22 protein-coding genes and 2 pseudogenes are annotated in these 25725 nt (G+C 64.8%); 10 read left to right on the forward strand and 14 right to left on the reverse strand.

Annotated elements, in window-relative coordinates; translation table 11 throughout:
- Positions 1-398: 398 nt before the first annotated feature.
- Positions 399-2654: a replicative DNA helicase gene (gene dnaB, locus ABZW74_RS03890; RefSeq protein ID WP_355274099.1), complete on the reverse strand. Its 2256-nt coding sequence runs from the start codon at positions 2652-2654 to the stop codon at positions 399-401.
- Between the two features lie 495 nt (positions 2655-3149).
- Between dnaB and ABZW74_RS03895 the strand changes: the two genes are divergently transcribed.
- Positions 3150-3821: a hypothetical protein gene (locus ABZW74_RS03895; protein ID WP_355274102.1), complete on the forward strand. Its 672-nt coding sequence runs from the start codon at positions 3150-3152 to the stop codon at positions 3819-3821.
- 525 nt (positions 3822-4346) lie between these two features.
- On the opposite strand, the gene rplI is transcribed toward ABZW74_RS03895, so the two are convergent.
- From rplI to ABZW74_RS03920, 5 genes are all read right to left on the reverse strand, one after another.
- The gene (rplI, locus tag ABZW74_RS03900; protein WP_355274104.1) at positions 4347-4799 is read right to left on the reverse strand and encodes a 50S ribosomal protein L9; all 453 of its coding nucleotides are present in this window, start codon (positions 4797-4799) and stop codon (positions 4347-4349) included.
- A gap of 19 nt (positions 4800-4818) precedes the next feature.
- Complete coding sequence (rpsR, locus tag ABZW74_RS03905) at positions 4819-5079, reverse strand: 30S ribosomal protein S18 (protein WP_240855280.1); 261 nt, start codon at positions 5077-5079, stop codon at positions 4819-4821.
- A gap of 27 nt (positions 5080-5106) precedes the next feature.
- Complete coding sequence (locus tag ABZW74_RS03910; protein ID WP_240855283.1) at positions 5107-5628, reverse strand: single-stranded DNA-binding protein; 522 nt, start codon at positions 5626-5628, stop codon at positions 5107-5109.
- Positions 5629-5757: 129 nt separating this feature from the next.
- Entirely contained in the window at positions 5758-6039 is a 282-nt protein-coding gene (gene rpsF / locus ABZW74_RS03915; protein WP_240855285.1) for a 30S ribosomal protein S6, read from the reverse strand.
- A 130-nt stretch (positions 6040-6169) separates the two neighbouring features.
- On the reverse strand, positions 6170-6583 hold the full coding sequence (locus ABZW74_RS03920) for a hypothetical protein (protein ID WP_355274108.1): 414 nt from the start codon (positions 6581-6583) through the stop codon (positions 6170-6172).
- Positions 6584-6633: 50 nt separating this feature from the next.
- Between ABZW74_RS03920 and ABZW74_RS03925 the strand changes: the two genes are divergently transcribed.
- Positions 6634-8022 (forward strand): hypothetical protein, encoded by a 1389-nt coding sequence (locus ABZW74_RS03925; protein WP_240855292.1) that lies wholly within the window; start codon positions 6634-6636, stop codon positions 8020-8022.
- Positions 8019-8597: a GNAT family protein gene (locus ABZW74_RS03930; RefSeq protein WP_355274110.1), complete on the forward strand. Its 579-nt coding sequence runs from the start codon at positions 8019-8021 to the stop codon at positions 8595-8597. Before ABZW74_RS03925 ends, ABZW74_RS03930 begins: the two co-directional genes overlap by 4 nt.
- Before the next feature lie 27 nt (positions 8598-8624).
- On the opposite strand, the gene ABZW74_RS03935 is transcribed toward ABZW74_RS03930, so the two are convergent.
- Positions 8625-9518 (reverse strand): LysR family transcriptional regulator, encoded by an 894-nt coding sequence (locus tag ABZW74_RS03935; protein WP_240855295.1) that lies wholly within the window; start codon positions 9516-9518, stop codon positions 8625-8627.
- Positions 9519-9762: 244 nt separating this feature from the next.
- Here ABZW74_RS03935 and ABZW74_RS03940 point away from each other — a divergent pair, with 244 nt between their 5' ends.
- On the forward strand, positions 9763-10623 hold the full coding sequence (locus ABZW74_RS03940) for a Mesocentin (RefSeq protein WP_240855297.1): 861 nt from the start codon (positions 9763-9765) through the stop codon (positions 10621-10623).
- A 172-nt stretch (positions 10624-10795) separates the two neighbouring features.
- On the opposite strand, the pseudogene ABZW74_RS03945 reads toward ABZW74_RS03940, so the two are convergent.
- Positions 10796-11058, reverse strand: a pseudogene (locus tag ABZW74_RS03945) (hypothetical protein); the annotation flags it as partial.
- A gap of 13 nt (positions 11059-11071) precedes the next feature.
- Here ABZW74_RS03945 and ABZW74_RS03950 point away from each other — a divergent pair.
- Positions 11072-11467 (forward strand): annotated as a pseudogene (locus tag ABZW74_RS03950) (GNAT family protein); the annotation flags it as partial.
- Positions 11468-11481: 14 nt separating this feature from the next.
- Here ABZW74_RS03950 and ABZW74_RS03955 read toward each other — a convergent pair.
- From ABZW74_RS03955 to ABZW74_RS03970, 4 genes are all read right to left on the reverse strand, one after another.
- Positions 11482-12090: a hypothetical protein gene (locus ABZW74_RS03955; protein WP_240855299.1), complete on the reverse strand. Its 609-nt coding sequence runs from the start codon at positions 12088-12090 to the stop codon at positions 11482-11484.
- A gap of 28 nt (positions 12091-12118) precedes the next feature.
- A complete protein-coding gene (locus ABZW74_RS03960; protein ID WP_355274179.1) occupies positions 12119-13630 on the reverse strand; it encodes a glycosyltransferase 87 family protein in 1512 nt (503 codons plus the stop codon).
- A 125-nt stretch (positions 13631-13755) separates the two neighbouring features.
- Positions 13756-16044 carry a transglycosylase domain-containing protein gene (locus ABZW74_RS03965; RefSeq protein WP_355274114.1) on the reverse strand — a complete coding sequence of 763 codons (2289 nt, stop codon included), beginning with the start codon at positions 16042-16044 and terminating at the stop codon, positions 13756-13758.
- A 173-nt stretch (positions 16045-16217) separates the two neighbouring features.
- A complete protein-coding gene (locus tag ABZW74_RS03970) occupies positions 16218-16607 on the reverse strand; it encodes a DUF5318 family protein (protein WP_240855308.1) in 390 nt (129 codons plus the stop codon).
- Between the two features lie 200 nt (positions 16608-16807).
- Here ABZW74_RS03970 and ABZW74_RS03975 point away from each other — a divergent pair, with 200 nt between their 5' ends.
- Entirely contained in the window at positions 16808-17527 is a 720-nt protein-coding gene (locus ABZW74_RS03975) for a PadR family transcriptional regulator (RefSeq protein WP_240855310.1), read from the forward strand.
- Entirely contained in the window at positions 17520-18611 is a 1092-nt protein-coding gene (locus ABZW74_RS03980; RefSeq protein WP_355274118.1) for an inositol-3-phosphate synthase, read from the forward strand. Before ABZW74_RS03975 ends, ABZW74_RS03980 begins: the two co-directional genes overlap by 8 nt.
- Positions 18612-18690: 79 nt before the next feature.
- Here the strand turns inward: ABZW74_RS03980 and ABZW74_RS03985 are convergent, their stop codons facing one another.
- A complete protein-coding gene (locus ABZW74_RS03985) occupies positions 18691-20706 on the reverse strand; it encodes an aconitate hydratase (RefSeq protein WP_355274121.1) in 2016 nt (671 codons plus the stop codon).
- A 200-nt stretch (positions 20707-20906) separates the two neighbouring features.
- The gene (locus ABZW74_RS03990) at positions 20907-22631 is read right to left on the reverse strand and encodes a plasmid pRiA4b ORF-3 family protein (protein WP_355274124.1); all 1725 of its coding nucleotides are present in this window, start codon (positions 22629-22631) and stop codon (positions 20907-20909) included.
- A gap of 105 nt (positions 22632-22736) precedes the next feature.
- Between ABZW74_RS03990 and ABZW74_RS03995 the strand changes: the two genes are divergently transcribed.
- The 3 genes from ABZW74_RS03995 (at position 22737) to ABZW74_RS04005 (ending at position 25634) form a co-directional block, all read left to right on the forward strand.
- Entirely contained in the window at positions 22737-23669 is a 933-nt protein-coding gene (locus ABZW74_RS03995; RefSeq protein ID WP_240855561.1) for an NADP-dependent oxidoreductase, read from the forward strand.
- A gap of 106 nt (positions 23670-23775) precedes the next feature.
- Positions 23776-24351, forward strand: coding sequence for a TerD family protein (locus tag ABZW74_RS04000; RefSeq protein WP_240855320.1), 576 nt, complete (start codon positions 23776-23778; stop codon positions 24349-24351).
- A gap of 128 nt (positions 24352-24479) precedes the next feature.
- Complete coding sequence (locus ABZW74_RS04005) at positions 24480-25634, forward strand: DUF475 domain-containing protein (protein ID WP_240855321.1); 1155 nt, start codon at positions 24480-24482, stop codon at positions 25632-25634.
- Positions 25635-25725 lie beyond the last annotated feature (91 nt).

Here is a 25725-nt window from a genome sequence, read left to right on the forward strand (position 1 = left end):
CACCGAGGAGATCACTCCGTGGATCCTCACGCTGACTACGGAGACGGACGATCATTCGCGTCAGACCATCGCCAACCGGCATCCAAGCATCAGCGTTGGGTTGTTCCCGACGACTGCCGGTAGATGAGACACCGCGGCATCACATCAGTGAATGCGATGCCGCGGCACTGCCTGTCAAGTACTGCTTGCTGGTTGCTGCGGCGCTGTTGGTCTCACGCTGCAGCTACGACTTAGCCCAGGCACTCCGCGACATTGCGATCGTGCATCGCGCCGCGGTCCAGGAGTCCCTGGTCGGTGAGTGAGCAGCGTGCGGATGTGCGCCGCGACGGCTCACCATCGTGTTCGCCGGCCCTCGCGACCGCAGTAGCAGCAGCCGCGGCAGCCGCCGCGGCAGCAGCTCAACCCCGAGCCATGTCCACAAACCGGCTCAAATGTAGTTGGTGCGCAACGGTTATCGTCGCTGTCGGTCCATTACGGTGCTTGCCCAAAATGATGTCCGCTTCGCCCGCACGGGGGTCATCCCGCTCGATTGAATCGGGGCGATGCAGCAGGATCACCATATCCGCATCTTGTTCAAGCGATCCCGACTCGCGAAGGTCCGAGACCTGGGGCCTCTTGTCGGTCCGTTGCTCCGGTCCGCGGTTCAGCTGGCTGATGGCGACGACGGGTACTTCGAGTTCCTTTGCGAGCAACTTTAATTGGCGGGAGAACTCGGAGACTTCCTGCTGGCGGGATTCGACCTTCTTGCCCGACGTCATCAGCTGCATGTAGTCCACCGCAACGAGTTTCAGGTCGTTGCGCTGTTTGAGGCGGCGGGCCTTGGCGCGGATCTCCATCATCGTGAGGTTCGGCGAGTCGTCGATGAACAGCGGCGCCTCGGAGATCTCGCCCATCCGCCGGGCCAGGCGGGTCCAGTCGTCGTCGCTCATCGAACCGGACCGCATGTCTGCGAGTTTGATCTTGGCCTCGGCCGAGAGAAGTCGCATGACGATCTCGGTCTTGCTCATCTCCAGCGAGAACATGGCACTGGTCAGACCATGGGTGATGGACGCGGAACGCAGGAAGTCCATGGCGAGCGTCGAATTGTGGGTGGGCACCATCGCCTCACCGGCGAGGTAGAGGGCGTCGGGGTTGTCGACCTGCACGCAGCGCACCGGAACCGACGCCACCGGGCGGACCGCGGTCACGCGTCGAACGCCGGCTGCGCGTCGAAGTTCCTTGTGCCGCACCGCTTTATGGTGGACGGTAAATACGTCGTCGTCGGCGTCGACGCGCAGCCAGCCGGTCACTGACCGCTTGTAGCTGTAACCGAGCCCGGCGACGAGGTCGGCGATCACCGCGGTCATGTGGCGGGTCGCGGCGGGCACGGTGATCCAGCCGTCGTCGTCGTCGACGGTGGCGCGCGCGTCGAGCAGCCCGGCGAGCAGCGCCCGACGCTGGGCGATCGAGCCGCGCAGATACTCGTACGGAATGCGTCCACCGAGATCGGCCATCAGCGTCATCACGTCGACCGGGCCTTCGGCGTCGATGCGCATGGCGATCTCGGGATCGTCGAAGGCCATTCCGGCCAGCGCCGCGACGGTGTACGGGCCGTAGGCAAATCGCTTGCGCGGCAACTCCAATGGCTTGGCGTTGGGCACCACGGCACAGCCGGCGTGGGAGCGCAGGATCTCGGTGGTGACCACCTGAGGCTCGTTGTCGATGTCGACGATCCACTGGTGCTGCTCGTCGGCCACCAGAACGGTGCCGTCGTTGAACTCCACCTCGAAGCACGGGCGGTCGGTCATGACGTCGGTCGCGGCCACCACGCGGGTCGGACGACCCAGCGCATCGATCAACTCATCGCCGACCGAAACCCGGCCCATCGTCGTCCACCCGCACGGCGTCGGCAGCGGAGTATCGAGGGCGAGCGCCTTGCCCACACCGGGACGGGCCGCGACGATGATCATCTGGCCCGGATGTAGACCATTGGTGACCGAGTCCAGATCAGCGAAACCCGTTGGCACACCGAGGGAAATCCCGCCGCGGGAGGCGATGGAGTCGATCTCGTCCATCGTCGGCTGCAGCAGTTCCTCGAGCGGCACGTAATCCTCGGCGGTCCGACGCTCGGTGACCTCGTAGACCTCGGCCTGCGCGCGGTCGACCACCTCGGCCACATCCTGGCCGTCGGCACCGGCATAGCCGAACTGCACGATGCGGGTACCGGCCTCGACAAGGCGACGCAAAATGGCCTTCTCCGCGACGATCTCCGCGTAGTAGCCGGCGTTCGCCGCCGTGGGCACCGTGGAGATCAGGGTGTGCAGGTACGGGGCGCCACCGACGCGGCGCAGCTCACCGGCACGCTCCAACTCGGCCGACACGGTCACGGCGTCGGCAGGCTCACCCTTGCCGTACAGCTCCAGGATCGCCTCGTACACCGCCTGATGGGCAGGACGGTAGAAGTCACTGGTGCGGATCTTCTCCACGACGTCGGCGATGGCGTCCTTGGACAGCAGCATCCCGCCGAGCACCGACTGTTCGGCAGCCAGATCCTGCGGCGGCTGCCGACCGAACTCCTCGGGTGGCGGCTCCGAATCGAAGCGACCACTGCCATTGCCCGACCCCTCGCCCCGACCCCGTGTTGCGTCATGCCCACGGTCATCCACAACGGCCACGCGTGCACACCTCTCGGAACGCCTTGTTGTTGTCAGCCCCGTCTTACCCGGCAGCACCGACAACCCATCTTTCGCGGTGCGCGCAGCCACATCGAGGCGCTGAGGCAGGACACTATGACCTCAACTGAGCGCACTCAAACGAGACTGTTGATGAATCTGTTAGCGAACTGTGGACCGAATGTGAACGGCGCAGGAACCGTTGTGCAGGGACTGTGGACACGATGAGGAATTGTGTTGTGCGTAGACGGATACGCAGAGGTCAGGGCCTTGACTTTTATCCACAGCTACCGATTTCAGATCGCACGGCGTGTCATGCGAATGTCGATATCGGGCGTGTTGCGAACCGAAATCAACCCCCTGTGCCCAACATTCCGGTGAACAATAGATGTGATCTGCGTTACAGCAGGTAGGCGCAGCGGGGACACCGGGGTCGGTGTGGGGCGAGCGTCCCAGATGTGGACATTCGCGTCCCGAACCGCGCGACGCTGTGATGCAATGTCGATCGTGCCATGGATCACTCTCCATCGTCGTCTGGCGAGCGTTCTCGCCGCCGCCCTGCTCGTGTCCGCGGGAGCAGCCTTGTCGACACCCTCTGCTGACGCAGCCCCCGTCGGACCGCCGCTGCCGGTCGAGTTCGACCTCTCGCGCTATCAACCCGTCAACCCGACGACCTTCCGTTCACTGGCCTACCTCGACAACGGGCGCTCGTTCTTCACCACCGGCCGGTGGATGTGCCAGATCGGCCCGCAGTACCGCTACGTCGGCTGTCAGGGGCGTCCTGCGACGGCTCCGTCGAACGCGACGGGCGCGATCTTTGCCCTCGACCTCCAGGGCCCGTGGTGGGTGGCGTCCAAGGGTCCGGGTGGGCAGAACTACCGCTTCGGCTCCAAGTCCGGTTTCCGACCGCCGCTACTCGGCGTGGGCAAGCGCGTCACCATCGCAGGAGTGACCTGCACGGTGCCGCGCGCCAACGAGGTGGCCTGCCGCACCGCGGATCGGGGCCTGATCTTCACACCGGCGTGGCACAAGTTCTTCTTCCCGTCGTGGGACACCATCAAACCCGGCAACGACGCGGTCGGGCACAGCCCTAACCCGGCGCCCCGGTATCTTCCGCCGCGCCTGCAGTACTGGAATCAGTTGCCCGCCAACCCGCCTGCGCCGAAGTAGACGCGGACAGCCGATGGTCCCACTGAAAGTAGGGGAAGAGTTTCTTCCCCTACTTCTGGTGTCCTCCCCGCGAATTATATAGGGGAAGAAGCGATTTCACGGGGAAGAAACTCTTCCCCTACTTTCAGTGGACGGAACAAGCTGGGCGCCAAGTGTTTCCGATCTCCGGGAGCGGCGCCAGGCCCTTCGAGGCTCGCAGGCTCGCACCTCAGGGAGCAGGTGGGCTCGCGTGGCGGTGCTCACACCTTCGGAGCGGGGTGTGTGAGGAGGTCGGCTCACCGTCTCGACACGACGCCTGGTTTCGAGACGCATCGGACTCGCTGTCGCTCGTTCGGTGCTCCTCAACCCAACGGCCTAGCGGCTCGGAGTCGGCTCGACCAGCGGGGGGCGGGGCGGAGTCGGCTCGACCAGCGGGGGGCGGGGCGGAGTCGGCTCGACCAGCGGAGGGGCCGGTGGGTGCCGTAGACAACAAAGGGCCGGATGGAACGAATTCCATCCGGCCCCTTGGGGTTTGGTGCGCTGGTGTCAGCTGGCGACGACGGCGAGCTGCACGGTGGCCGCCACCTGCGGGTGCAGGTTGACGATCACCGGGTAGCTACCGGTGGCCTTGATGTGGCCCTTGGGCAGCTCGACGGTGCGCTTGTCGACGGTCGGGCCGCCGGCGGTCTTGATGGCGCCCGCGACGTCGGCCGCGGTCACCGAACCGAACAGCTTGCCCGAGTCGTGGGTCTTCACGCCCAGCGAAACGTCGGCGAGACCCTCGAGGGCCTGCTTCAGCTCGTTGGCGTGCTCGAGACCACGAACCTCGCGGGCAGCCTGCACGCGACGGATGTCGTCGACCTGCTTCTGTGCGCCACGGGTGGCCCGGATGGCCAGACCGCGGCGCAGCAGGTAGTTGCGGCCGTAGCCGTCTTTGACCTCGACGGTGTCGCCGGCTTCGCCGAGGTTCTCCACGGCAGCGGTCAGGATGAGCTTCATGTCAGTTCTCCCTTTCCGCTTATCGGCCGGTCGAGGTGAAGGGCAGCAGGGCCACTTCACGCGAGTTCTTCACGGCCACCGCGACATCGCGCTGGTGCTGAACGCAGTTCCCGGTCACGCGACGCGAGCGGATCTTGCCGCGGTCGGACAGGAAGCGCCGCAGCAGAGCGGTGTCCTTGTAGTCGATCTCAGCCTTGTTCTTGTCCTTGCAGAAGCTGCACGCCTTGGTCTTGGTGACCTTTTCGACGCGGGGCTTCCGGCTGGCTTTTGCCTTTGCCATTGTGTGTTGCTCCAGTCGTTACAAAATCTAGAAAGGTGGTTCGTCGTCCCCGCCGCTGAACGATCCGCTGTTGCTGGCAGGCGCGCTGCCCCAGGGATCATCGGCGACCTGCTGATTCGAACCGCCACCGCTGCGGCTTCCGCCGCCGCCCGACGATCCGAATCCGCCGCCGCCCCCACCGCCGCGCGAGGCCTTGTTGACCTTGGCGGTGGCGTAGCGCAGCGAGGGACCGATCTCGTCGACCTCGAGTTCCACGACCGTGCGTCGTTCGCCTTCTTTGGTTTCGTAGGACCGCTGCTTGAGCCGTCCTTGCACGATGACCCGGGCACCCTTGGTGAGGCTCTCGGTCACGTTCTCTGCCGCGTCCCGCCAGATGTTGCAGCGGAGGAACAGCGCTTCGCCGTCCTTCCACTCATTGGTCTGACGGTCGAAGGTGCGCGGAGTGGAGGCCACCGTGAAGTTCGCCACCGCAGCACCGGACGGCGTGAACCGCAGTTCCGGGTCGGCGGTGAGGTTTCCTACGACGGTGATGACCGTGTCGCCTGCCATGTGTGTTTCCCCTCGGGTCGTGTGTGGGCACTCGCTGATCGACGTGCACCGGGAGTCAGTTGGGTTTGACCACTGCGTCAACCCTAGGGCCCGGTACCGACGTGTTCAGACGATCAAGGAATCTGTGGATTACTTCCGCAGGACCTTGGTGCGCAGAACCGACTCGTTCAGCTTGAGCTGACGATCCAGCTCGGAAACGGTCTTGGGCTCCGCGTTCAGGTCGATGACCGCGTAGATGCCCTCGTTGTGCTTGGCAATCTCGTAGGCAAGACGGCGCTTGCCCCAGATGTCGACGCCATCCACCTTGCCGCCGTCATTGCGGACAACATTGAGGAAGGTATCGAGTGAGGGTGCGACGGTGCGCTCGTCCAGATTCGGATCGAGGATGACCATCAATTCGTAGTGACGCATAAGACCACATCACCTCCTATGGGCTAATCGGCCACGGACGTTCCGTGGCAGGAGGGTCGCCTGCGTCGGCAACCGCTCCAAGATACACGACCAGGGGGTTTGGAAGAAAATCCGTGCACAGCGATGCGCGTCAGGTTGCCACGGTGACGCGATAGTTGAGCTCCAGTTCCGAGACCGCGTAGCCGTACAGATCGACCTGGGTGTGCAGCCAGCGTCGGCCACCGCCGCGCGGATCGTCGATGACGGTGGTCACGGCCCGCGCCACACCCAATGCCATCGGGGCCTGCGATCTGCTGAGGAACCGGCGCACGGAGACCTCCGTGTGCACAGACAGCGGTTCATCCGGGTAGTCGAGGCTGTCGGGGACAAAGAAGGCGAGCGGCGAGACGTCGGTGTGCCGGACAATGCCGCGAAACGACTGGTTGTGCACCAGCACGAGCACACCCTCGTACACGGTGATCTGCTGCGATGACACGTCCGCGGCGGCAGCATCCACGGTGTATCGCAGTCCTGGTGTGACCGCCTGAACGCTGATCGGTTCCACACGACCAGCGTAGGTGCTCGACGCTGCGGAGCACCGCATACGCTGTGATCATGGGTGGACCGCGTACTCCGATTCGCTCGCGGTTCCCCGCGTTCACCGGTCGCGGCGAGACAGTCCTCATCATCGTGGTGGCCCTGCTTCTCACCTGCCTGTCGCTGGCGTGGAGCTATCACGTCAAGGTGCGCTGCGGCGGCGACCCGTTCGACGCGGACGGTCGAAGCCAGAACTTCCCCGGCGGCGACCAGACGCGCCTGATCCCCTGCTACTCCGACATCATGCAGCTGTGGCTCGACCGCGACGTCGACAAGCACGTCTTCCCCTACATCCACGGCGGCATCCACCCCGACGGCACCCTCTACGGCGGGGTCGTCGAATACCCGGTGCTGTCGGGGTTGCTGATCTATCTCGGAGCGATCGGCGCCCACACCGACACCGAGTTCTTCCAGCACACCATCTGGCTCCTCACGCCGTTCGCCTTCCTGATCACCGTGCTGCTCGCACTGATGGCGCGGTGGTGGGTGCTGCTGTGGGTGGCGACACCCCCGTTGATGCTCTACGCCTTCCACAACTGGGAGCTGCCGGTGGTGGCCACCACGGTCGGGGCGATTGCGGTGATGGCGTGGGGGTCGAGCCCCGATCCGCGGACAGGAGATCGGCGGCTCTCGCTACGGACGTCGGCCGTGCTGGCGGCGATCCTGCTGGCAATCGGCTTCTGCCTCAAGCTCTATCCGGGTCTGTTCGTCCTCCCGCTCGCCCTGTACGTGCTCTATCGAGGCGACGACACCAAGCGCGGACCCGACTGGAGGAGCGCCGGCTGGGTTGTCGGCGCCGCTTCTCTGACCACCCTGCTGGTCCAATTGCCCTTCATCGCACTGGGTTTCGACGGTTGGAAGGCGGCGTGGCAGTTCCAGGGCAAGCGCACGGCCGACGCGACCACCAACTCGGTGTGGTACTGGGGATTACGCTTCCTCTTCGACGACGACACCCCGAGCTACGACGCCGTGGTCGGCGTCATGTCACCGTTGCTCATCCTCGCCGCGTTCGCCGTCGCCATCGCGCTCAGCCGACGACGCCAGGAACAGCTTGGCTACTACCCGTGGATCGGGGTGGCTGCATCGATGTTGGCCGGGTTCATGCTCTTTCACAAGGTGCATTCACCGCAGTACACGCTGTGGCTTCTACCGTTCTTCGTCCTGCTGCAGGTGCGCTGGCAGCTGATCGCGGTCTACCTCGTCGCGGACTTGGTGCTCGACATCTCCATCTTCCGCTACATAGGCTTCATCCAGAACGGGTGGCCGTCGTGGGTGCCGATCGCAGGCGTGTCTATCTCCGTGTGGGTCCATGCGGTCATCCTGGCCCTGCTGATCGTGACCTTCGTCCGCACGCCGCTGCGAGAACCATTGGCAACCATGATGACAAGAGAGAAGGTCCCCGCGTGAGTTCCTGGCTGGGTAGCGGTCCTCTGATCGGGGAACGAGTGACGTTGCGGCCGTTGAGATTCGACGACGTCGAGGCATTGTCAAAGGTGGTGGGCGATCCTTCCCGATTCCGCTGGGTACCGGGCGTCCCGGTCGACGCTGTCAGCGCCCGCAGCTTCGTCGAAGCAGCCCTGCACGATCCGGAGAGGCGCGTCGGTTTCGCGGTGATCGACAACGAGACCGGGACGCTGGTCGGTTCCACCAGTTACTACGACATCGACGCAGCCAACCTCACCTGTGCGATCGGCTACACCTTCTATACCGAAGCGGCACAAGGCACGACGATCAACCCGACCGCCAAGTACCTGCTGATGAAACACGCCTTCGAAGATTGTGGCGCGGTTCGGCTGGTGTGGCACACGCACGAGAACAACGCCCAATCCCGTGCTGCCATCACCAAACTCGGCGCCACCTTCGAGGGGTTGCTGCGCAAGCATCGACGCTTCGGCGACGGATGGCGCACCACGGCGCAGTTCGCGATGGTCGACGAGGATTGGCCGGCGGCGAAGGAGACACTTCTGCAACGACTACCGTGACGATGGCGATCAGAGCTCCCCCACTTCTCACACTCGCGAACCACCGTCGATCATGGCGGATCGCAACGCCGAATGACTGTGCGGCAACCAGATCGCCTGCACAGGCACGAGCGGCGGTTCGTCGAAGTCGATCACGCGTATCGATCCACCCGCGAGCTCGCCGGCCGCATCCGTCACGAACGCCGCGGCGGACCGGTGACGCAGCACCGCGGTGAAGGGCGGGGTTCCCTGAACGTTGTTGATGATCAGCGAAGGCTCAAATCCGGAACGCCGACAATAGGATACGAGAAGATCGGTGTAGAACGAATGCCGTTCCGGAGCCCATACGACGATGGGGGTGGTGGCGAGTGCCTGCGCGGCGATCTGTCGCTCTCCTGCAAGCGGATGCTCCACATGGACCGCCAGCCGCAGTTCGTGATAGGCGAAAACCGACGACATCAATGCCTCGGGCGCGTCCACTCCACGACGAAGGGCGACGTCGATGTCGTTGCTCAACAGTTCTTCCCGAAGGTCTCCGGGGAAGAGCTGACGAACCGTGATGGGCTGCTCCGGCTCCGCGGCGATGATGGGACGGAGTAACCGGTACACCTCTTCACCAGAGATCGCCGGGGAGTGCCCGACGACGAACGGTGTCGGCCGGCCGGTCGCCACCGATTGCACTGACCGGACCAACGCCGCGTTGCCCGCGAGGATCGCCTTCGCGCCCTCATAGAGTACTTTCCCGGATTCGGTGAGCACCCAGTGCCGGTGCGAGCGATCGAAGAGCGGGGTGTTCAGCTCACGCTCGAGCTGACGCACCGAGGCGGAGAGCGCCTGCTGTGTCAGAAAGAGATTCTGCGCCGCGCGGGACAACGTGTCCGACTCGGCCGCCACCACGAAGTTTCGGAGGCGCCTACTGTCCAGCATCATCGGATCGGTCACGTCATCCTCCCTTCACATCGATCTCCAAGCGAGACAACGGTGGATGTCACGAACGACATCTGCGTCCGATGCCGGTGCCGCACGGCGCACGGGCTGTGGCCACTGCCGGTACAAGTCTGATTTGCACTACCCAAAAGCCTCGTTGTTCGTCGGTGGAGATCCGTCAGCATTTGCTTGAATCCTATCGAGAATGTCCACGCGGTCACGATGTGATCGCCCGCGGAATGTATCCGAGAAGAGCGTGATGAAAAGAGTACTTGTATGTGCGGCATCCCTGTTCGCTGTGTGCTTCTTTCTGGCGGCATGTAGCGATGACACCTCGTCGGACTCGGCCGCCACGTCGACCAGCATTGTCAATGCGGCGGGATCGTGGGACACCAACGGCAAGCCGGTGAACGGCGGACCCAAAGGTGCGGACGGTTCGATGGGCAACAACCTCACGCGCGGCTTCTGCGCCCACAACGAGGACCCGAAGTGCCCCACCGGAACCTATCTCGGCCCGCATGTGGCGACCCATCCGGCAAGTGGTTTCTGGGACGGGAACGGCAACCCGGTCAAGGGTGGTCCGACCGGGGCGGATGGATCGACCGGCAACAACAAGACGCAGGCGTACTGCGCGCGGAATCAGGATCCCGCTTGCCCGAAGGGCAGTTTCGTCGCAGCTGACGCCATTCGGAATCCGAACGGCAGCAACTCGTACGTGAAGTGCGAGGGAACCGTATGCACCAACCCGAATCACGGCGGCGGCCCGGGCAATGGGGCATGGGACGCCGCCGGCCGCCCTGTCAACGGTGGTCCGCAGGGTGCCGATGGGTCGGAGGGGAACAACAAGTCCCAGGCCTACTGCGCACAGAACCAGGATCCGGCCTGCCCGAGCGGCTCCTACGTCGCGCCAAAGGCGATCCCCGCACCTGACGGATCCAACAGGTACGTTCCGTGCGAAGGCACGGTCTGTACCAATCCCAACAACGGCGCGGGCAATGACCCCGGTGCCGACGACACGACCCAGAACGACGACACGACCCAGGACGACACGACCCAGGACGACGACACGACCGAGGACAACGCCCCGACCACAGCCCCGGACGACGACGGCGAGAACTGAGCACCGGGCGCCTCCGGGCGCCGGCAATCGCCGGCCCCGGAGGTGTCAGCCGGCAGAGTGGGCGAGCGCAGGTCCCGGCGCTTGCGGCGGGTTCTGCGCCGACGACCGCACGGATCTCGGTCCCAACTTGTCCGGCGCGTCGGCGTCGCACGAGATCGTCGGCGGGATGTCAGATCTGCCAGATCACCAGGGCGCACAGCGCGAGCACCATCAGACCTCGCAGCACCACCGCAAAGGTGAACCGTTCGTCGGGTAATTATCGGCGGCTGGGGTCGAGGAACAGGCCCATCCGGGGAATCCAGAGCAGGCGTCGATCACCATCCAGCTCAACACAATTCGCGTGTGCGGCAGCGCCAGCACCGCGAGCGGGACCAGCCACAGCGAGTACTGCGGACTCCACACTTTGTTGACCAGGAGGAATCCCGCGACGAGCAGCAAGCTGAAGACACCTGAGCAGCGCGTCGCGTTCGCCGTCATCGACAGCGAGACCGGCGCGCTGGTCGGCTCGACCAGCTACTACGACATCGACGCGGCCCACCTGACGTGCGCCATCGGCTACACCTTCTATACCGAAGCGGCACAAGGCACGACCATCAACCCCACCGCCAAGTATCTGCTGATGCGTCACGCCTTCGAGGACTGCGGCGCCGTGCGGCTGGTGTGGCACACGCACGAGAACAACGCCCAATCACGAGCGGCGATCACCAAACTCGGCGCCACCTTCGAAGGCCTGCTGCGCAAGCACCGACGTTTCGGCGATGGATGGCGCACCACAGCGCAGTTCGCGATGGTCGACGACGATTGGCCGCCGGCGAAAGAACGTCTATTGCAGAGGATGTCGTGATCCGCATGGGCGGGTCACTGTCCGACCCGGTCCACCTTCGCGACACACAGATCTGAGTTCTCTTGCTCGACAGTGATCTCCATGGTGAAAGGGACCTTTGGCGTGGGTCCGGAGGAGGTCGTCTGCGTGACCGTGAACACGACGATGACTGGGACGGCATCGGGCGTGCGGTTTTCCGAATCGATCGCCGTGCGCTGAACCTGTGCCGATGCGGCTATCTGCTTACGCAGTTGCAGAGTCGTTTCTCTCGCATTCTCCAGCCCAGTGCGGGCACTCGAGCCGGGACAGGTTGACGCGATGGCCCGCTCATATCCGGACTGATCGGTCGGCGTCGACGTACTGAAGTCCGTCACGAACTGGCCGGCGAATTCGGTGTACTCCTTATCCGAGAAGCCAGACTCATCGTCGTTTCCACTTGCGGCCAGGACAGCCCAGATCACACCTCCGGCAACAAGTGCCACAACGACGACAGCCGCCAGGACGATCCCGATGATCAGGCCGGTACGCGAACGTCGTGGCGGCGGAGGCGCGTACGGACCCCATGTCTGTCCCGGCTGCATCGGCTGTCCGGGCGGCATCGGCGGAAACGGCGGGGGTTGCCCACCTGCGTTGTCGTATGTCATTCGTTGACCCCCTTGCGTCGGTTTGCGGTCAGGCTGGTTCAGGCTCTCGCTCGCCCAGCGGTTGCGGGCTCTGCCGACCCATCACCTTCGGTCCCAGTTTGTCCGGCGCACCGTCGAGCACTCCGCCGGCCGGGTCGTCGTAGTGACCGCCAAGACGCCTGCGCCGCACCAGGTCGTCGGCGGGATGCCAGATCTGCCAGATCACCAGGGCGCACAGCGCGAGAACCATCAGACCCCGCAGCACCACCGCGAAGGTGAACCATTCGTCGGGCAGCCATCGGCGGCTGGGATCGAGGAACAGGCCCATCCGGGGAATCCAGAGCAGGGCGTCGATCACCATCCAGCTCAACAAAATTCGCGTGTGTGGCAGCGCCAGCACCGCGAGCGGGACCAGCCACAGCGAGTACTGCGGACTCCACACCTTGTTGACCAGGAGGAATCCCGCGACGAGCAGGAACGCGAGCTGCGCAACCCGCGGCCGTTGCGGAGCAACCAATCCGATGGCCACCACGGCGCCCACGACGAGCACCAGCAGCACCATCGTCAGCCCGTTGAGCAGACTCACATTCCAGGCGCTACCGCCGAGATCGGTGATGACGCGGTACCACGTGTCGGGGTCGGCGTTACGATCGGCATTGAGGCGGAAGAACTCTCGCCAACCGTTCGGGTACAGGACGAGGATCGGCAGGTTGACGGCCAGCCAGGTGGCGACCGCGGTGGCGGCCGTGGCGGCAAACTCCCGTAGCTTGCCCGCTCGTAGACACAGCACCGCCAGCACGATCAGGAGCAACGCCGGATACAGTTTGGCCGCTGTGCCGACACCGATGAATATGCCTGCCAGCCAGGGCATCCGGCGCGACCACGCGAGCATGGCCAGCGCGACCATGGCGGTGGCGATGGCGTCGAAGTTGGTGAAGGCGTGCACCAGAACCAGCGGCGAGAGTGCCGCCAACCACACCGACCACATGCGCGCGCCCGCAGTCAGAGCGGTCGCCCAGATGGTGACCAGCCAGAACAACGCCAGACCGAGCGCGACGACGTTGAAGAACAGCACGACGTCGATCGCAGCGGGAACTCCCCAGTTGTCGTGCGCCCAGCTCCACCAACCGGCCACCCGTGCGGCTCCGTACATGTACATGCCGGTGAGCACCGGATACTCCATGTAGCGCTTGATCTGTTGGCCGTTGCCGTCGTCCTGATACCAGTAATCCCGATAGGGCAGCGCGCCCATGTCGAGCCGTTCGGCCCCGTACAGACTGATGACGTCCGAGTAGCAGAGGTCGGTGAACTGTCGCTGGTCGTCCCAGTCGAGTCGCGCCACCGCGCCGGGCTGGCCGGCGGTCCCGTCGTCGGGCTCTGCCTGCTGCAGACATCCCGCCTTGCCGAACCAACTGAGCGCGAGCGTGAGAAGCGCGAGGCCGAACAAGACACGGATCGGCGTCAGGTATCGGCTACGACCAACCGCGGCATGTGCGCCCACCGGACCGCCGACAACCGAACTTGCCTCCCACACAAGATGATCCGTGTGCGACGGGGCGATTCGGTGTTCGTCGGTACGCCGATCCGCCGAGAGTGGGAGCGGGCTTACACCGTCCGGTTGTGCTTCACCGCCAACGGGTTCCGACCCACCAGGTTCCGACCCACCAGGTTCCGACACTGCCGGGGTCAGCCGATCGGGGGATTCGGCACGTCGCCGCCGTCGTCGTTGTTCCCGTTCCCGCTGTCGTCGTTGCCGTTGTCGTTGTTGTTCTCGTTGCCCTGGTTGTCGCCACCGCGTGGCGGTCCGGTCGGAATCGTGATCCCGGGCACCGGGGTCCAGTTGCCGTCGCCGCCATTGCGGTTGGTGTCATCGCCACCGCGCGGGGACGTGCGCGGACCTCGCGGCTGCGTGGTCGTGTTGTCGTAGGTGACCGGCGGCGGCTCGTAAGGCACCCCGGCCTGACCGCCGACCGCATCGGGTTCCGGGAACTGCTGAATCGGCTTGCCGGTGAGCGCGCCGTTCATCGCGGCCTGCCAGATGTCGGACGGCAGACCACTGCCATAGATCGACGCGCCGTTGAGATTCTCGATCGCTCCGCCGCCGTTGGTCCCGACCCAGACGGCCGTCGACAACTGCGGCGTGTACCCGACCATCCACGCATCCTTGTTGTTGCCGGTGTCGCCGAGCTGCACGGTGCCTGTCTTGGCCGCCGACGGGCGCGAGCCGAGGGTCGAATCGGAGAGGGCGTGCCCGTTGGAGTACGACGCGACCGGCTCGAGTGCGGCCGTCACGTTGTCGGCGACCTTGGCCGGGAACACCCGCTGGCCCGAGTTCTTCTGCCGCTCGAACAGCACATTGCCGTCGGAGTCGGTGACCTTCTGGATGAAATACGGCTCGCGATAGATGCCCGATGCAGCCAGCGTCGCGTATGCCGACGCCATGTCGATCACGCGCGACGGGTACTGCCCGAGCACGACGCCGCCCTCGGGATAGCCGTTGGCCTCCTGCAGCGTCTGCTCGATGTCGCCGAAGGACCGTGCGACGCCGGCCTGATGCGCCGCGTCGGCCACGGCCTTCGCCTGACCCTGGAGGTCCATCATCAGCCGGTAGTAGACGGTGTTGAGCGACATCTTCATGGCGGTGGCCAGGTTGCACGACCCGCAGCTCTCACCGTCGGAGTTCTCCACGGTCAGTCCGTTGCTGGCCTGGTAGGGAGCGGAGCTGTAGACGCGGGAGAGCGGAATGCCCTGCTCCAGCGCGGCGACCAGCGCGAAGACCTTGAACGACGAGCCGGTCTGCAGCCCGGCCTGGGCGTAGTCCCAGCCGAGCGACTCGTCGCCGCCGTAGTAGCCGCGCACGGCACCGGTCCGCGGATCGATGGAGACCGCCGCGGCCCGCAGATTCTTGGGTTCGCCGTTGAGCTTGCCGTCGGGGCACTTGTAGATGCGGTTCTGCCGGCACGCGGCCTGCACCACCGAGTTCTGCACCTGCGGATCGATGCCGGTCTCGATCTTCAGTCCGCCGGTACGAAGCTGCTTGTCGGTGATCCCGACCCTCGGCAGTTCCGCGAGGACCTGCCGTTTGATCAGGCCACTCGGACCGGGTGTGACGTCGGAGAAGCTGCGCGGTTCGATCGTCTTGGGGAGACGGTCACGAACCTCGAGTGCCTGCTGCTTGGTGATCGCACCGGTCGAGACCATGCCGTCGAGCACGTACTGGTAGCGGCCGAGCACCACGCCCGGGTTGATCGCGGGGTCGTAGTACGACGGCGCGCGCACGATCGCGGCGATCAGCGCGGCCTGATCAATGGTCAGGCCCTTGTTGATGGACTTGCCGTAGTAGGCCTGCGTCGCGACGGCGATGCCGTATGCGCCGCGGCCGAAATAGATGGTGTTGAGGTAGGACTCGAGGATCTTCTCCTTCGACCACCCGTTGCCCGGCTTCATCTTCGCCGCGTACGCCAGTTCGCGGAACTTGCGGCTGTAGCTGCGTTCGTCGCCGACGATCGCATTCTTCACATACTGCTGGGTGATGGTCGAACCGCCGCCGGCGTCGGCGTTGCCGGTCAGCTTGCCGATCACGGCACGCGAGATTCCCTTGGCCGAGAAGCCGTCGTTGTCCCAGAACTCGCGGTCCTCGGCAGCCACGATGGCCTGCGTCATGGTCTGCGGGATCTCGTCGTAGGGGATCACCTTGCGGTCGCCGTCGGCCTGCTTGACCTCGGCGATCATGTTTCCGCCGGAGTCGACGATGGTCGCCTTCTGGCTGACCTCGGGTTCCGGGATCTCGGCGTGGTAGTACGTCCAAGCGAACGCCATGACGAGCACCAGGATGATGGCCGGGACCACCGCGCCGACAATGCCGAGTGCCCACGCGAACCGCGTGTGCTTCTTGTGATTCGCGCTGTTGCTCCCCCGGGCCGGACCAGTTCCGGCACCACGCGACGTGGGCGAAGTGCTTCGTGCCTCGCTCATCGTCAACCTTTCCCACCGGGCCACGCGGGCTGTCTCACCGCCACCACAGTACTTCTCGATCGTGTTTCGTTATCCCATCGTGACGTATCGGCCCGCCTCACGGCAAAATCGTCGCGCAGAACACAGTCTCCTGCGACGACGACCAAGACCAACGTTCGATGGTGAGTTGCTGACTATTTGGCCACGCGACGAGTCCGCGTCGACCGCGGTGGCAACCCCGCAACGTACGACTGGACGAGATGGTTCCAGCTACACGTCCGGCACACCTCGACCACGTGCACCGAGAACTCCTCGGCACTCGCGTCGAGCTTGGCGATCTCCTCGGTGCTGCGGGCCGAGCCCGACACCTGTCCGAGACGCTCGCCGAACACCCAGGAGACCAGCGTGACCTGCTCTTTTCGGCAGATGGGGCACACCGTCTTCGACGGGCGGCCATGGAATTTGGCGGCACGCAGTAGATACGGACTCGCATCGCAGACATCGGCGACGGCGGTCCGGCCCGAGTGAACCTGGGCCAACCGCGCGCGCCGCTGCAGGGCGTAGTCGACGATCTGGCGTTGCACGTGTTTCAGCGTACGTCCTGCGTTGGTGGACCGCCCGCGCGACGTGCGGCCGCAGCAATGTGTCGAGTTGCATGGACGATTGTTATATCGGTGCGATACATTGGTGGACACATCGAAGCGAGGTGTCGGAGCGTCAGTGTGCACCGACACGTCATCGATACACATGCGTCGGACCACACGACCCCGGAAGGGGGTGAGGAATGCTCGAACTGGCCGTTCTCGGACTGCTGATCGAATCCCCCATGCATGGATACGAGCTGCGCAAACGCCTGACCGGTCTGCTCGGTGCGTTCCGTGCCTTCTCTTATGGGTCGCTGTATCCGACGCTGCGCCGCATGCAGGCGGACGGTCTCATCGATGAAGCCGCCACGCCGTCGGGGATGAAGGTTCGACGCGGACGCCGTGTCTACCAGCTCACCGACAAGGGGCGGACCCGGTTCAGCGAGCTCGTCGCCGACACCGGTCCGCAGAACTACACCGACGACGGATTCGGTGTGCACCTCGCGTTCTTCAGCCGGACCCCGGCCGTGGCGCGGATGCGCATCCTGGAAGGTCGCCGTCGGCAAGTGGAAGAACGCCGCGAGGGTTTGCGCGAGATCGTCGGAAGGTCCAACCGGACCGTCGACCGCTACACCCGGCAACTGCATCAGCTCAGCCTGGAATCCAGCGAACGTGAAGTGCGCTGGCTCAACGAGCTGATCGCGGCCGAGAACTCAGGATCTGCCGCCGACGACACGTCTGTGACAGATCCGGGTGGCACCAACGTGGATGCCACCGACACCGCAACCGACAGCGATGTCTTCGATGATGACGCCTTTGAGGGCGATGTCTTCGATGCGGAAACTGAGCAAGTGAAAACACCGGTCGCGCAGCGAACGTCTGCGGCGCCGCGAGAAGAAGGAGAACCCGACCATGGGTGAGCCCAACAAGGTGCGCGTTGCCATCGTGGGCGTAGGAAACTGCGCTTCATCCTTGGTGCAAGGCGTGCAGTACTACAAGGACGCCGACGAGAACTCCACCGTGCCCGGCCTGATGCACGTGAAGTTCGGCGCCTACCACGTGCGCGACGTCGAGTTCGTCGCTGCCTTCGACGTCGACGCCAAGAAGGTCGGCTTCGACCTCTCCGACGCGATCTTCGCCAGCGAGAACAACACCATCAAGATCGCCGACGTGCCGCCGACCGGCGTCACCGTGCAGCGCGGCCACACCCTCGACGGACTCGGCAAGTACTACCTCGAGACCATCACCGAGGCCGAGGGCTCCGGCGTCGACATCGTGCAGGCGCTCAAGGACAACCAGGTCGACGTCCTCGTCTCCTACCTGCCCGTCGGCTCCGACCAGGCCGACAAGTTCTACGCGCAGTGCGCCATCGACGCGAATGTCGCGTTCGTCAACGCCCTGCCGGTGTTCATCGCCTCCGACCCGGAGTGGGCGCAGAAGTTCGTCGACGCCGGCGTCCCGATCGTCGGCGACGACATCAAGAGCCAGGTCGGCGCGACCATCACCCACCGCGTGATGGCCAAGCTGTTCGAGGACCGCGGCGTCACCCTCGACCGCACCTACCAGCTCAACGTCGGCGGCAACATGGACTTCAAGAACATGCTCGAGCGTGAGCGCCTGGAGTCCAAGAAGGTGTCCAAGACCCAGGCCGTCACCTCGAATCTCACCGGCCCGCTCGCCGGCAAGGTCCAGGACAAGAACGTCCACATCGGCCCGTCCGATCACGTCGAGTGGCTCGACGACCGCAAGTGGGCCTACGTCCGCCTCGAAGGCCGCGCCTTCGGTGACGTGCCGCTGAACCTGGAGTACAAGCTCGAGGTGTGGGACTCCCCCAACTCGGCCGGCATCATCATCGACGCCGTGCGCGCCGCCAAGATCGCCAAGGACCGCGGCATCGGCGGACCGGTCATCCCGGCCTCGGCCTACCTGATGAAGTCCCCGCCGCAGCAGCTCGCCGACGACGTCGCGCGTCAGCAGCTCGAGGCGTTCATCATCGAGGGCTGAGTCTTTCCGCTCTGACAGCCGTGCCGCACACCGAAAAGGTGTGCGGCACGGCTGTTTTCGGTCAGGGAGTGGCGGTTGACTACTTGTCGCCACCGGTCGCCACCGTCGTCTCGCGTGCTTCCTGATGGTCCGACTCATGCTCGGCCGCGAGCCGCGGAATGATGCCACCGGCAAGCACATCGGCCACCTGTCGCGCCGACAACCGGTGTCGCACCGTGAATGTCGTGTCCTTGGTGACGTTGTGGACGCTGATCTCGTCCTTGGATTCGAGCACATCGCGGAGATTCTCGACGTGGAGCACGTCGTCCTGGTCGATGCCGTCGTAGTCGGCAGGGTCGTCGAATTCGACTGCGAGAACACCGAAGTTGGCCAAGTTCTGCCAGTGGATGCGCGCGAACGATTTCGCGATGACCATGCGCAGACCGAGGTGGCGCGGCGCGATCGCGGCGTGCTCACGTGACGAACCCTGACCGTAATTCTCACCGCCGACGATGATGTGCCCGGTGCTTTCGGCGTCCCGAGCCCGATCGGGATAGGTCTCGTCGACGCGGGTGAACGAGAACTCCGCCAGCTTCGGGATGTTCGAACGAAACGGCAACGCCCGCGCCCCGGCCGGTGAGATCTCGTCGGTGGAGATGTTGTCACCGAGCTTGAGCAGGACCGGCGCCTCGATTTCATCGGGGAGGTCGTCGAGCTCGGGCAGGCTGGAGATGTTGGGGCCCTTCACCGGTTCGATCTCCAGTGCCTCGTCGGCATCCGGCGGCGCCACCAGCATCGCGGTGTTGATCGCATGTTCGGTGGGCAATGCCAACTCGGGGTAGGCCATGTCGACGTCGCGCGCCCAGTCGCGCGGATCGGTGATCACCCCGGTCAGGGCCGACGCCGTGGCAGTCTCCGGCGAGCACAGCCACACCGCGTCCTCCTTCGTCCCCGACCGACCCGGAAAGTTGCGGGGCATGGTGCGCAACGAGTTTCGACCTGTCGCCGGTGCCTGACCCATACCGATACAGCCCATACAGCCCGCTTGGTGAATGCGCGCACCCCCGATGACGAGACTTGCCGTCGCCCCCATGGTGGTCAGGTCGGCGAGGATCTCGCGTGATGTGGGATTGATGTCGAAGCTGACCTCGCCCAGCGTCTGACGGCCCTCGACCATCGCGGCGGCGATGGCGAAGTCGCGCAGACCGGGGTTGGCGCTCGACCCGATCACCACCTGCGACACCGGTTCTCCGGCAACCTCGGACACCGGGACGACGTTCCCGGGCGATGACGGTTTGGCGATCAACGGCACGATCTCGGACAGGTCGATCGTGTCTTCGACGTCGTAGGTCGCGTCGTCGTCGGGGAGTAGTTCGATCCAATCGTCCTCGCGCCCTTCGGCCCGCATGAACTCACGCACGGCGTCGTCGCTGGGGAAGACCGTGGTCGTCGCACCGAGTTCGGCACCCATGTTGGCGATGACATGCCGGTCCATCGCGCTCAGCCCGGCCAGACCCGGGCCGTGGTACTCGATGATGCGGTTGACCCCACCCTTCACGTCATGGCGGCGCAGCATCTCGAGGATGACATCCTTGGCCGAACACCAGTGCGGCAGTTCACCTTCCAGACGGACGCCCCAGATCTCCGGCATGCGGATGTTGAGTGGGTGCCCGGCAATCGCCAGTGCGACCTCCAGCCCGCCGACACCGATCGCGAGCATGCCCAGCGAACCCGCAGCAGGTGTGTGCGAATCCGATCCCACCATCGTCTTGCCGGGAATTCCGAAGCGCTGCATGTGCGTTGGGTGCGAGACACCGTTACCTGGCTTGGAGAACCACAATCCATAACGCGCACAAGCGGTTCGCAGATAGTCGTGATCCTCGGCGTTCTTCTCGTCGGTCTGCAGCAGATTGTGGTCGACGTACTGCACACTCACCTCGGTCTGTGCCCGGTCGAGCTCGAGGCCCTCGAGTTCCTGCATGACCAGGGTGCCCGTCGCATCCTGTGTCAGGGTCTGATCGATGCGGATCGCGATCTCGGATCCGGGTGTCATCTCACCCGACTCCAGGTGTGCTCCGATGAGTTTCTGTGCGATGTTTCGAGGTTCGTTTGACATGTCGGGTCCTCGGCCGTCCTCACGCGTCACCGCGACCTCTCGCGCACCACAGACGACGTCGGACCGAGCGCTGCTTCTTCTCGGTCGCCGGCGGACGGGCCGGGGCTGGACCCTTACGCGAATCGCGGCGTCGGACTGGGCGCTCGATCCGTGACCTCACCTCATGGTGTCAGGCTCGTCTACCCGTCGCCAGGGTTCGGTCACATGTCCGGATCGAGGAGAAGACGATTGACGTCGGCGACGTCGAACAGGGTCGGGTCAAGTTGGATGCGTTCGGGCATTCCCGTCCACTCACGGAGTTCCTGGTAGCGAGGGTGTTCGGGATCGTTGATCGCTTCGAGGAACTCGTCCCAACCGCCCGCACCGCCGACGTCCTCGAACGGCGCTGTCCCTGAGCCGTCGAGCACTGTGGCCGACGGATCGTCGTTCTCCGGCTCGATCTGCTCGATCTGCTCGACGACGAGCCGGACCGTCCAATCGTCACCGAAGTCGTACTCGTAGATCAGTTCGTCGCCTGGGGCGGCCAGCAACTCGCCAATTCGGATACGTTCTTCGACTTCGGTGTCCGCAGCCGGGTGCAGTCCCTGTCGGATCGCATGCTCGGGCATGTACCGATGCACGTGCCCGGTGTGGCGAACGATGAATTGGTGAAGGTGGGCATCTTCCCAGTCGAACACGATCTGCAGGACGTCGTGCAGTTCGTCGAGGCGCACCCATGAGTGCAGCCGCAGCGTGCGCCAGACGGGCGGCGTGATCCCGGGCATGTCGGCGCGAACGGTGATCATCGCTTGGTCGTTCCCCAGTTCCGGATTGAGGTAGTCGGGGAATCCCGCCCACACAGCCGGTCGTAGGGCCTCGGGGACCACGTACTTGTCGTCGTCGATGACGAGCCAACCGTCCACGAGGATCGCCGTCAGACGTGCCTTGACGAGCGCACCGAGCAACTCGTCTTCCTCTTCGATCTCGTCGATCGCCTCCAACGGTATGTTCACCGGCATCAGCCCCTGGTAGACGATGCGGGCGACCACTTCGTCGGGCTCGTCGCTCGGAATCCGGGGGTCGGTGAGCAAGAAGGTCACCGAGGCAGCCACTGCGCGACGCCGTATGTCGAGAGCCGCTGTGAGTCCGTTGGCCTCGGGGCGCCAGTCTTCGGCGAACTCACCTGGTCGTACCTGCGAGGTGTCGGCCTCGATCAACCCGATGGCCTCCGCAAGATCCCACACCTGGGACTCGAGTGGGTGACCGCTCAACGAGGTCAGCTCTTCTTCGGGGGGGTCGACGCCGAGCTCCTCGAAGAGTTCGGGCAACAGTTCCGGCTCTGGCAACGACTCTTCTGTCGTCGGCTGCCCGGGCCCAATCCAGTCGAGCAGGGCGTCGAGCCAGAGCACGATCTGTGTCGCCGACAGCTCCGCGAACTCGAGGTTCGGTTCGACGTCGGGGACCTCGACGCTCGTGGGCATGTCCATCTTGTCGGCGACGTACCCCTCACACGCACCCATTGCGAAGTCGGCGCCATCTTCGCCGCCCGTCCACTTCCCGGTGGCGACGAGGAAGTCGACGAACACACGCAGCGCGAAGATGAACACCACGGCCGGCGGAGCGCCCACATCGTTCTGTTCGATGAACTCAGCCGTGTTGAACGCGGCGTCGAGGTCCTCGGCCGACGACCAGTCGGTGATCGACAACCCGGGCTGCGACTGGCTGAGGGTTTCGTACAGAAATTGGACGGCCGCAACCAGATCGGCACGGCGTTCGACGTCGGCTTCGAAGTTTGTCTCTTCGAGCCAGTTGTCGAACCCATCCATCAGGACATCGATATTGTCCGCACCGGGCCGCAGCGGAATGACGTTGTTGCGCCGGGCGGCGCGCTTACGCGACTTCTCGGCGCGCTTGGCGCCCCTGGGTTTCTTGTTCTTCGAGCTCATCGACGCCCAGGGTAAGCCATGTTCGACGGTTCTTTCGCGGCTCGGGAACTATCCTCGAGGGATGTGGACCAAGTGTGCGACCTCGACGCCACGGTGGTGAATCGGTTGCGAGCACAACGCTGGGTGGCAACGGGTTTCGATGGTCTCGGCGACTTCGCACTCGTCGACGAGGAGTTGGACAAACCAGGCCCAGGCGAGGTGACCATCGCGGTACGCGCCGCGGGAGTCAACCCGGCGGATCTCAAACACGTTCGACGCGAATCGGATTCGACGCTGCTGCCATTGCCTATCGGGTACGAGGTGTCGGGTACGGTCGAGGCCGTCGGCCCCCAGGTCGATTCCGTGGACATCGGGGGAGATGTACTCGCCTTCCGGGTTCGCGGCGGCTACGCAACAGCGCTGAATGTGTCCGCCGACAAGGTGTTCGCCAAGCCGGCGTCGTTGACCTTCGACGAAGCGGCCGGGCTGCTACTGGCCGGGTGCACCGCCGCCGACATGTTGCGGGCCGCATCTTTGGATCGTGACGAGACGGCGGCGCTGCATGGCGCGTCGGGCGCAGTCGGGGTCGCGGTCCTGCAACTGGCGCGACTGCGCGGCATCCGCGTCGTCGGGACGTCAAGTCCTGCGGGTTTCGACCGGATCCGCGAGTTCGGCGGCGTGCCTGTCTCGTACGACGGCCCGGGTCTCGCCGACCACATACGTGAGGCGGCCGAGCCGTTCGGCATCCAGGCAGCACTCGACGCCTCCGGCACCGACGACGCGATCGACGCCTCACTCGAACTCGTCGACGACCGGTCGAGGATCGTCACCATCGCCGCACCCCGGCGCGCCGCCGCCGACGGATTCATCGCGCTCGGTGGCGCCCAGCCCGAAAGTCAGCTGTTCCGAGACTCGGTGCGATCCAATCTCATTCGCCTCGCCGGACAGGGTGACCTGGTGGTGCCAGTCGCTCGGACGTTCGCACTCGAGGACGCTGTCGAGGCGCTGCGTCTGGTGGCCGGCGGCCATGCAGGCGGGAAGGTCGTCCTGACCACCTGAGTCATTCAGCAAGTATCTGCGGAGGATCCCCCGCAGCGAACTGACATAGAGTGGCGTCCGAGCGTCAAACCACACAATGTGGACACGAAACAGAGAGGTTCTCGTAATGGGCGTTAGCCTGAGCAAAGGTGGCAATGTCTCGCTGACCAAGGAGGCCCCGGGTCTGACCGCGGTGCTCGTCGGTCTCGGCTGGGATGTGCGCACAACGACTGGCACCGACTTCGACCTCGATGCCAGCGCGATTGCGCTCGGCGCCGACAAGAAGGTGCTGTCGGACGCGCACTTCGTCTTCTTCAACAACCTGCGTTCGCCCGACGGCTCGATCGAGCACACCGGCGACAACCTGACCGGCGAGGGTGAGGGCGACGACGAGGCGATCAAGGTCGACCTCGCGGCCGTTCCGCCGAACGTCGACTCCATCGTCTTCCCGGTCTCGATCTACGACGCCGACGCCCGCAGCCAGTCCTTCGGCCAGGTGCGCAACGCGTTCATCCGCGTCGTCAACCAAGCCGGTGGCGCCGAGATCGCCCGCTACGACCTCTCCGAGGACGCCTCCACCGAGACCGCCATGGTGTTCGGTGAGCTGTACCGTCACGGCGCCGAGTGGAAGTTCCGCGCTGTCGGCCAGGGTTACGCGTCGGGGCTCGCGGGTATCGCCCGCGACTTCGGCGTCAACGTCTGATCGACTCCGCAGCAGTGCCCGCGCATGCCGCACCCGACCTTCGGGTGCGGCATGGCGCATTCCGAGAGCATTCCATCCGCGAGGGCTCTGACACCGACCGTTCGCCTCGATGAAAGGCCCTGTACACCTTGGTAATACGAATATTCGGCATCTCGATTGTCGTGACGATTCTGTCCATCATCGTCGCCTTCCTCTATGGCGGGTGGCAGGCCGTCTTCCTCACCGTGATCCTCGGCATCCTCGAGGTGTCGCTGTCCTTCGACAACGCCGTCATCAACGCGACCGTCCTGCGCCGGATGAGCGAGTTCTGGCAGAAGATCTTCCTCACCATCGGCATCCTGATCGCCGTCTTCGGCATGCGTCTGGTGTTCCCGCTGGTGATCGTCTGGCTCGCGTCGGGACTCGGGCCGGTCCAGGCACTCGACCTCGCGCTCAACCCGCCGCCGGACGACGCCGCCTACTTCCCCAACGGTGATCCGAGCTACGAGACGATCATCACCGACGCCCATCCGCAGATCGCGGCCTTCGGCGGCATGTTCCTGCTGATGCTCTTCCTCGGTTTCGTGCTCGAGGAGAAGGAGATCACCTGGCTGACCTGGATCGAACGGCCGCTGGAACGCATCGGCAAGCTCGACATGCTCGAGGTCGTCATCGCCACCAGCCTGCTGGTCATCACGGCCACATGGATCGCACCCGAAGACGAGGTGTCGACGGTCATGATCGCCGGCGCGCTCGGCATGATCACCTTCATCGCGGTCAACGGGCTCGGTGAGTTGTTCAACATCGAGACCGAGGACGACGACGAAGATGGCGAGGCGTCGGAGGAGAGCGCGACCTCCGAGACGAAGCGGTCGGGCCCGACGGAACTGGCGAAGGCCACCGGTAAGGCCGGATTCTTCCTGTTCCTCTACCTCGAGGTCCTCGACGCGTCGTTCTCGTTCGACGGTGTCATCGGCGCCTTCGCGATCACCGCGGACCCGATCATCATCGCGCTCGGCCTGGGCTTCATCGGCGCCATGTTCGTGCGTTCGCTGACCGTGTTCCTCGTCCGCAAGGGCACCCTGTCGGAGTACGTGTACCTCGAGCACGGTGCGCACTGGGCGATCGGCGCACTGGCGGTCATCCTGCTGTACTCGATCGGGACACACGTCAACGAGATCATCACCGGCCTGGTGGGCGTGGTGCTGATCGGAGCGGCGTTCACCTCCAGCGTCCTGCGCAAGCGGCGCGAGGAGGCCGGCGACGACGAGGCGAAGCCGTCGGAGATCGACGCACCGGCCTGACCGTCCCGGAAACCGACCGAGGGGTCCCTACCGCTCCCTGAGGTGCGAGCGAAGCGAGCCTCGAAGGGTCGTGGTGAGACAACAATGTCAT

It is taken from the genome of Gordonia sp. NPDC003585 (assembly GCF_040610755.1).
Classification (GTDB): Bacteria; Actinomycetota; Actinomycetes; order Mycobacteriales; family Mycobacteriaceae; genus Gordonia.

Coding starts and splice junctions, on each gene's coding strand:
- ABZW74_RS03895 (WP_355274102.1), top strand. CDS start 3,150: ATGTCGATCGTGCCATGGATCACTCTCCATCGTCGTCTGGCGAGCGTT.
- rplI (WP_355274104.1), bottom strand. CDS start 4,799: ATGAAGCTCATCCTGACCGCTGCCGTGGAGAACCTCGGCGAAGCCGGC.
- rpsR (WP_240855280.1), bottom strand. CDS start 5,079: ATGGCAAAGGCAAAAGCCAGCCGGAAGCCCCGCGTCGAAAAGGTCACC.
- ABZW74_RS03910 (WP_240855283.1), bottom strand. CDS start 5,628: ATGGCAGGCGACACGGTCATCACCGTCGTAGGAAACCTCACCGCCGAC.
- rpsF (WP_240855285.1), bottom strand. CDS start 6,039: ATGCGTCACTACGAATTGATGGTCATCCTCGATCCGAATCTGGACGAG.
- ABZW74_RS03925 (WP_240855292.1), top strand. CDS start 6,634: ATGGGTGGACCGCGTACTCCGATTCGCTCGCGGTTCCCCGCGTTCACC.
- ABZW74_RS03940 (WP_240855297.1), top strand. CDS start 9,763: ATGAAAAGAGTACTTGTATGTGCGGCATCCCTGTTCGCTGTGTGCTTC.
- ABZW74_RS03955 (WP_240855299.1), bottom strand. CDS start 12,090: ATGACATACGACAACGCAGGTGGGCAACCCCCGCCGTTTCCGCCGATG.
- ABZW74_RS03965 (WP_355274114.1), bottom strand. CDS start 16,044: ATGAGCGAGGCACGAAGCACTTCGCCCACGTCGCGTGGTGCCGGAACT.
- ABZW74_RS03975 (WP_240855310.1), top strand. CDS start 16,808: ATGCTCGAACTGGCCGTTCTCGGACTGCTGATCGAATCCCCCATGCAT.
- ABZW74_RS03980 (WP_355274118.1), top strand. CDS start 17,520: ATGGGTGAGCCCAACAAGGTGCGCGTTGCCATCGTGGGCGTAGGAAAC.
- ABZW74_RS03985 (WP_355274121.1), bottom strand. CDS start 20,706: ATGTCAAACGAACCTCGAAACATCGCACAGAAACTCATCGGAGCACAC.
- ABZW74_RS03990 (WP_355274124.1), bottom strand. CDS start 22,631: ATGAGCTCGAAGAACAAGAAACCCAGGGGCGCCAAGCGCGCCGAGAAG.
- ABZW74_RS04000 (WP_240855320.1), top strand. CDS start 23,776: ATGGGCGTTAGCCTGAGCAAAGGTGGCAATGTCTCGCTGACCAAGGAG.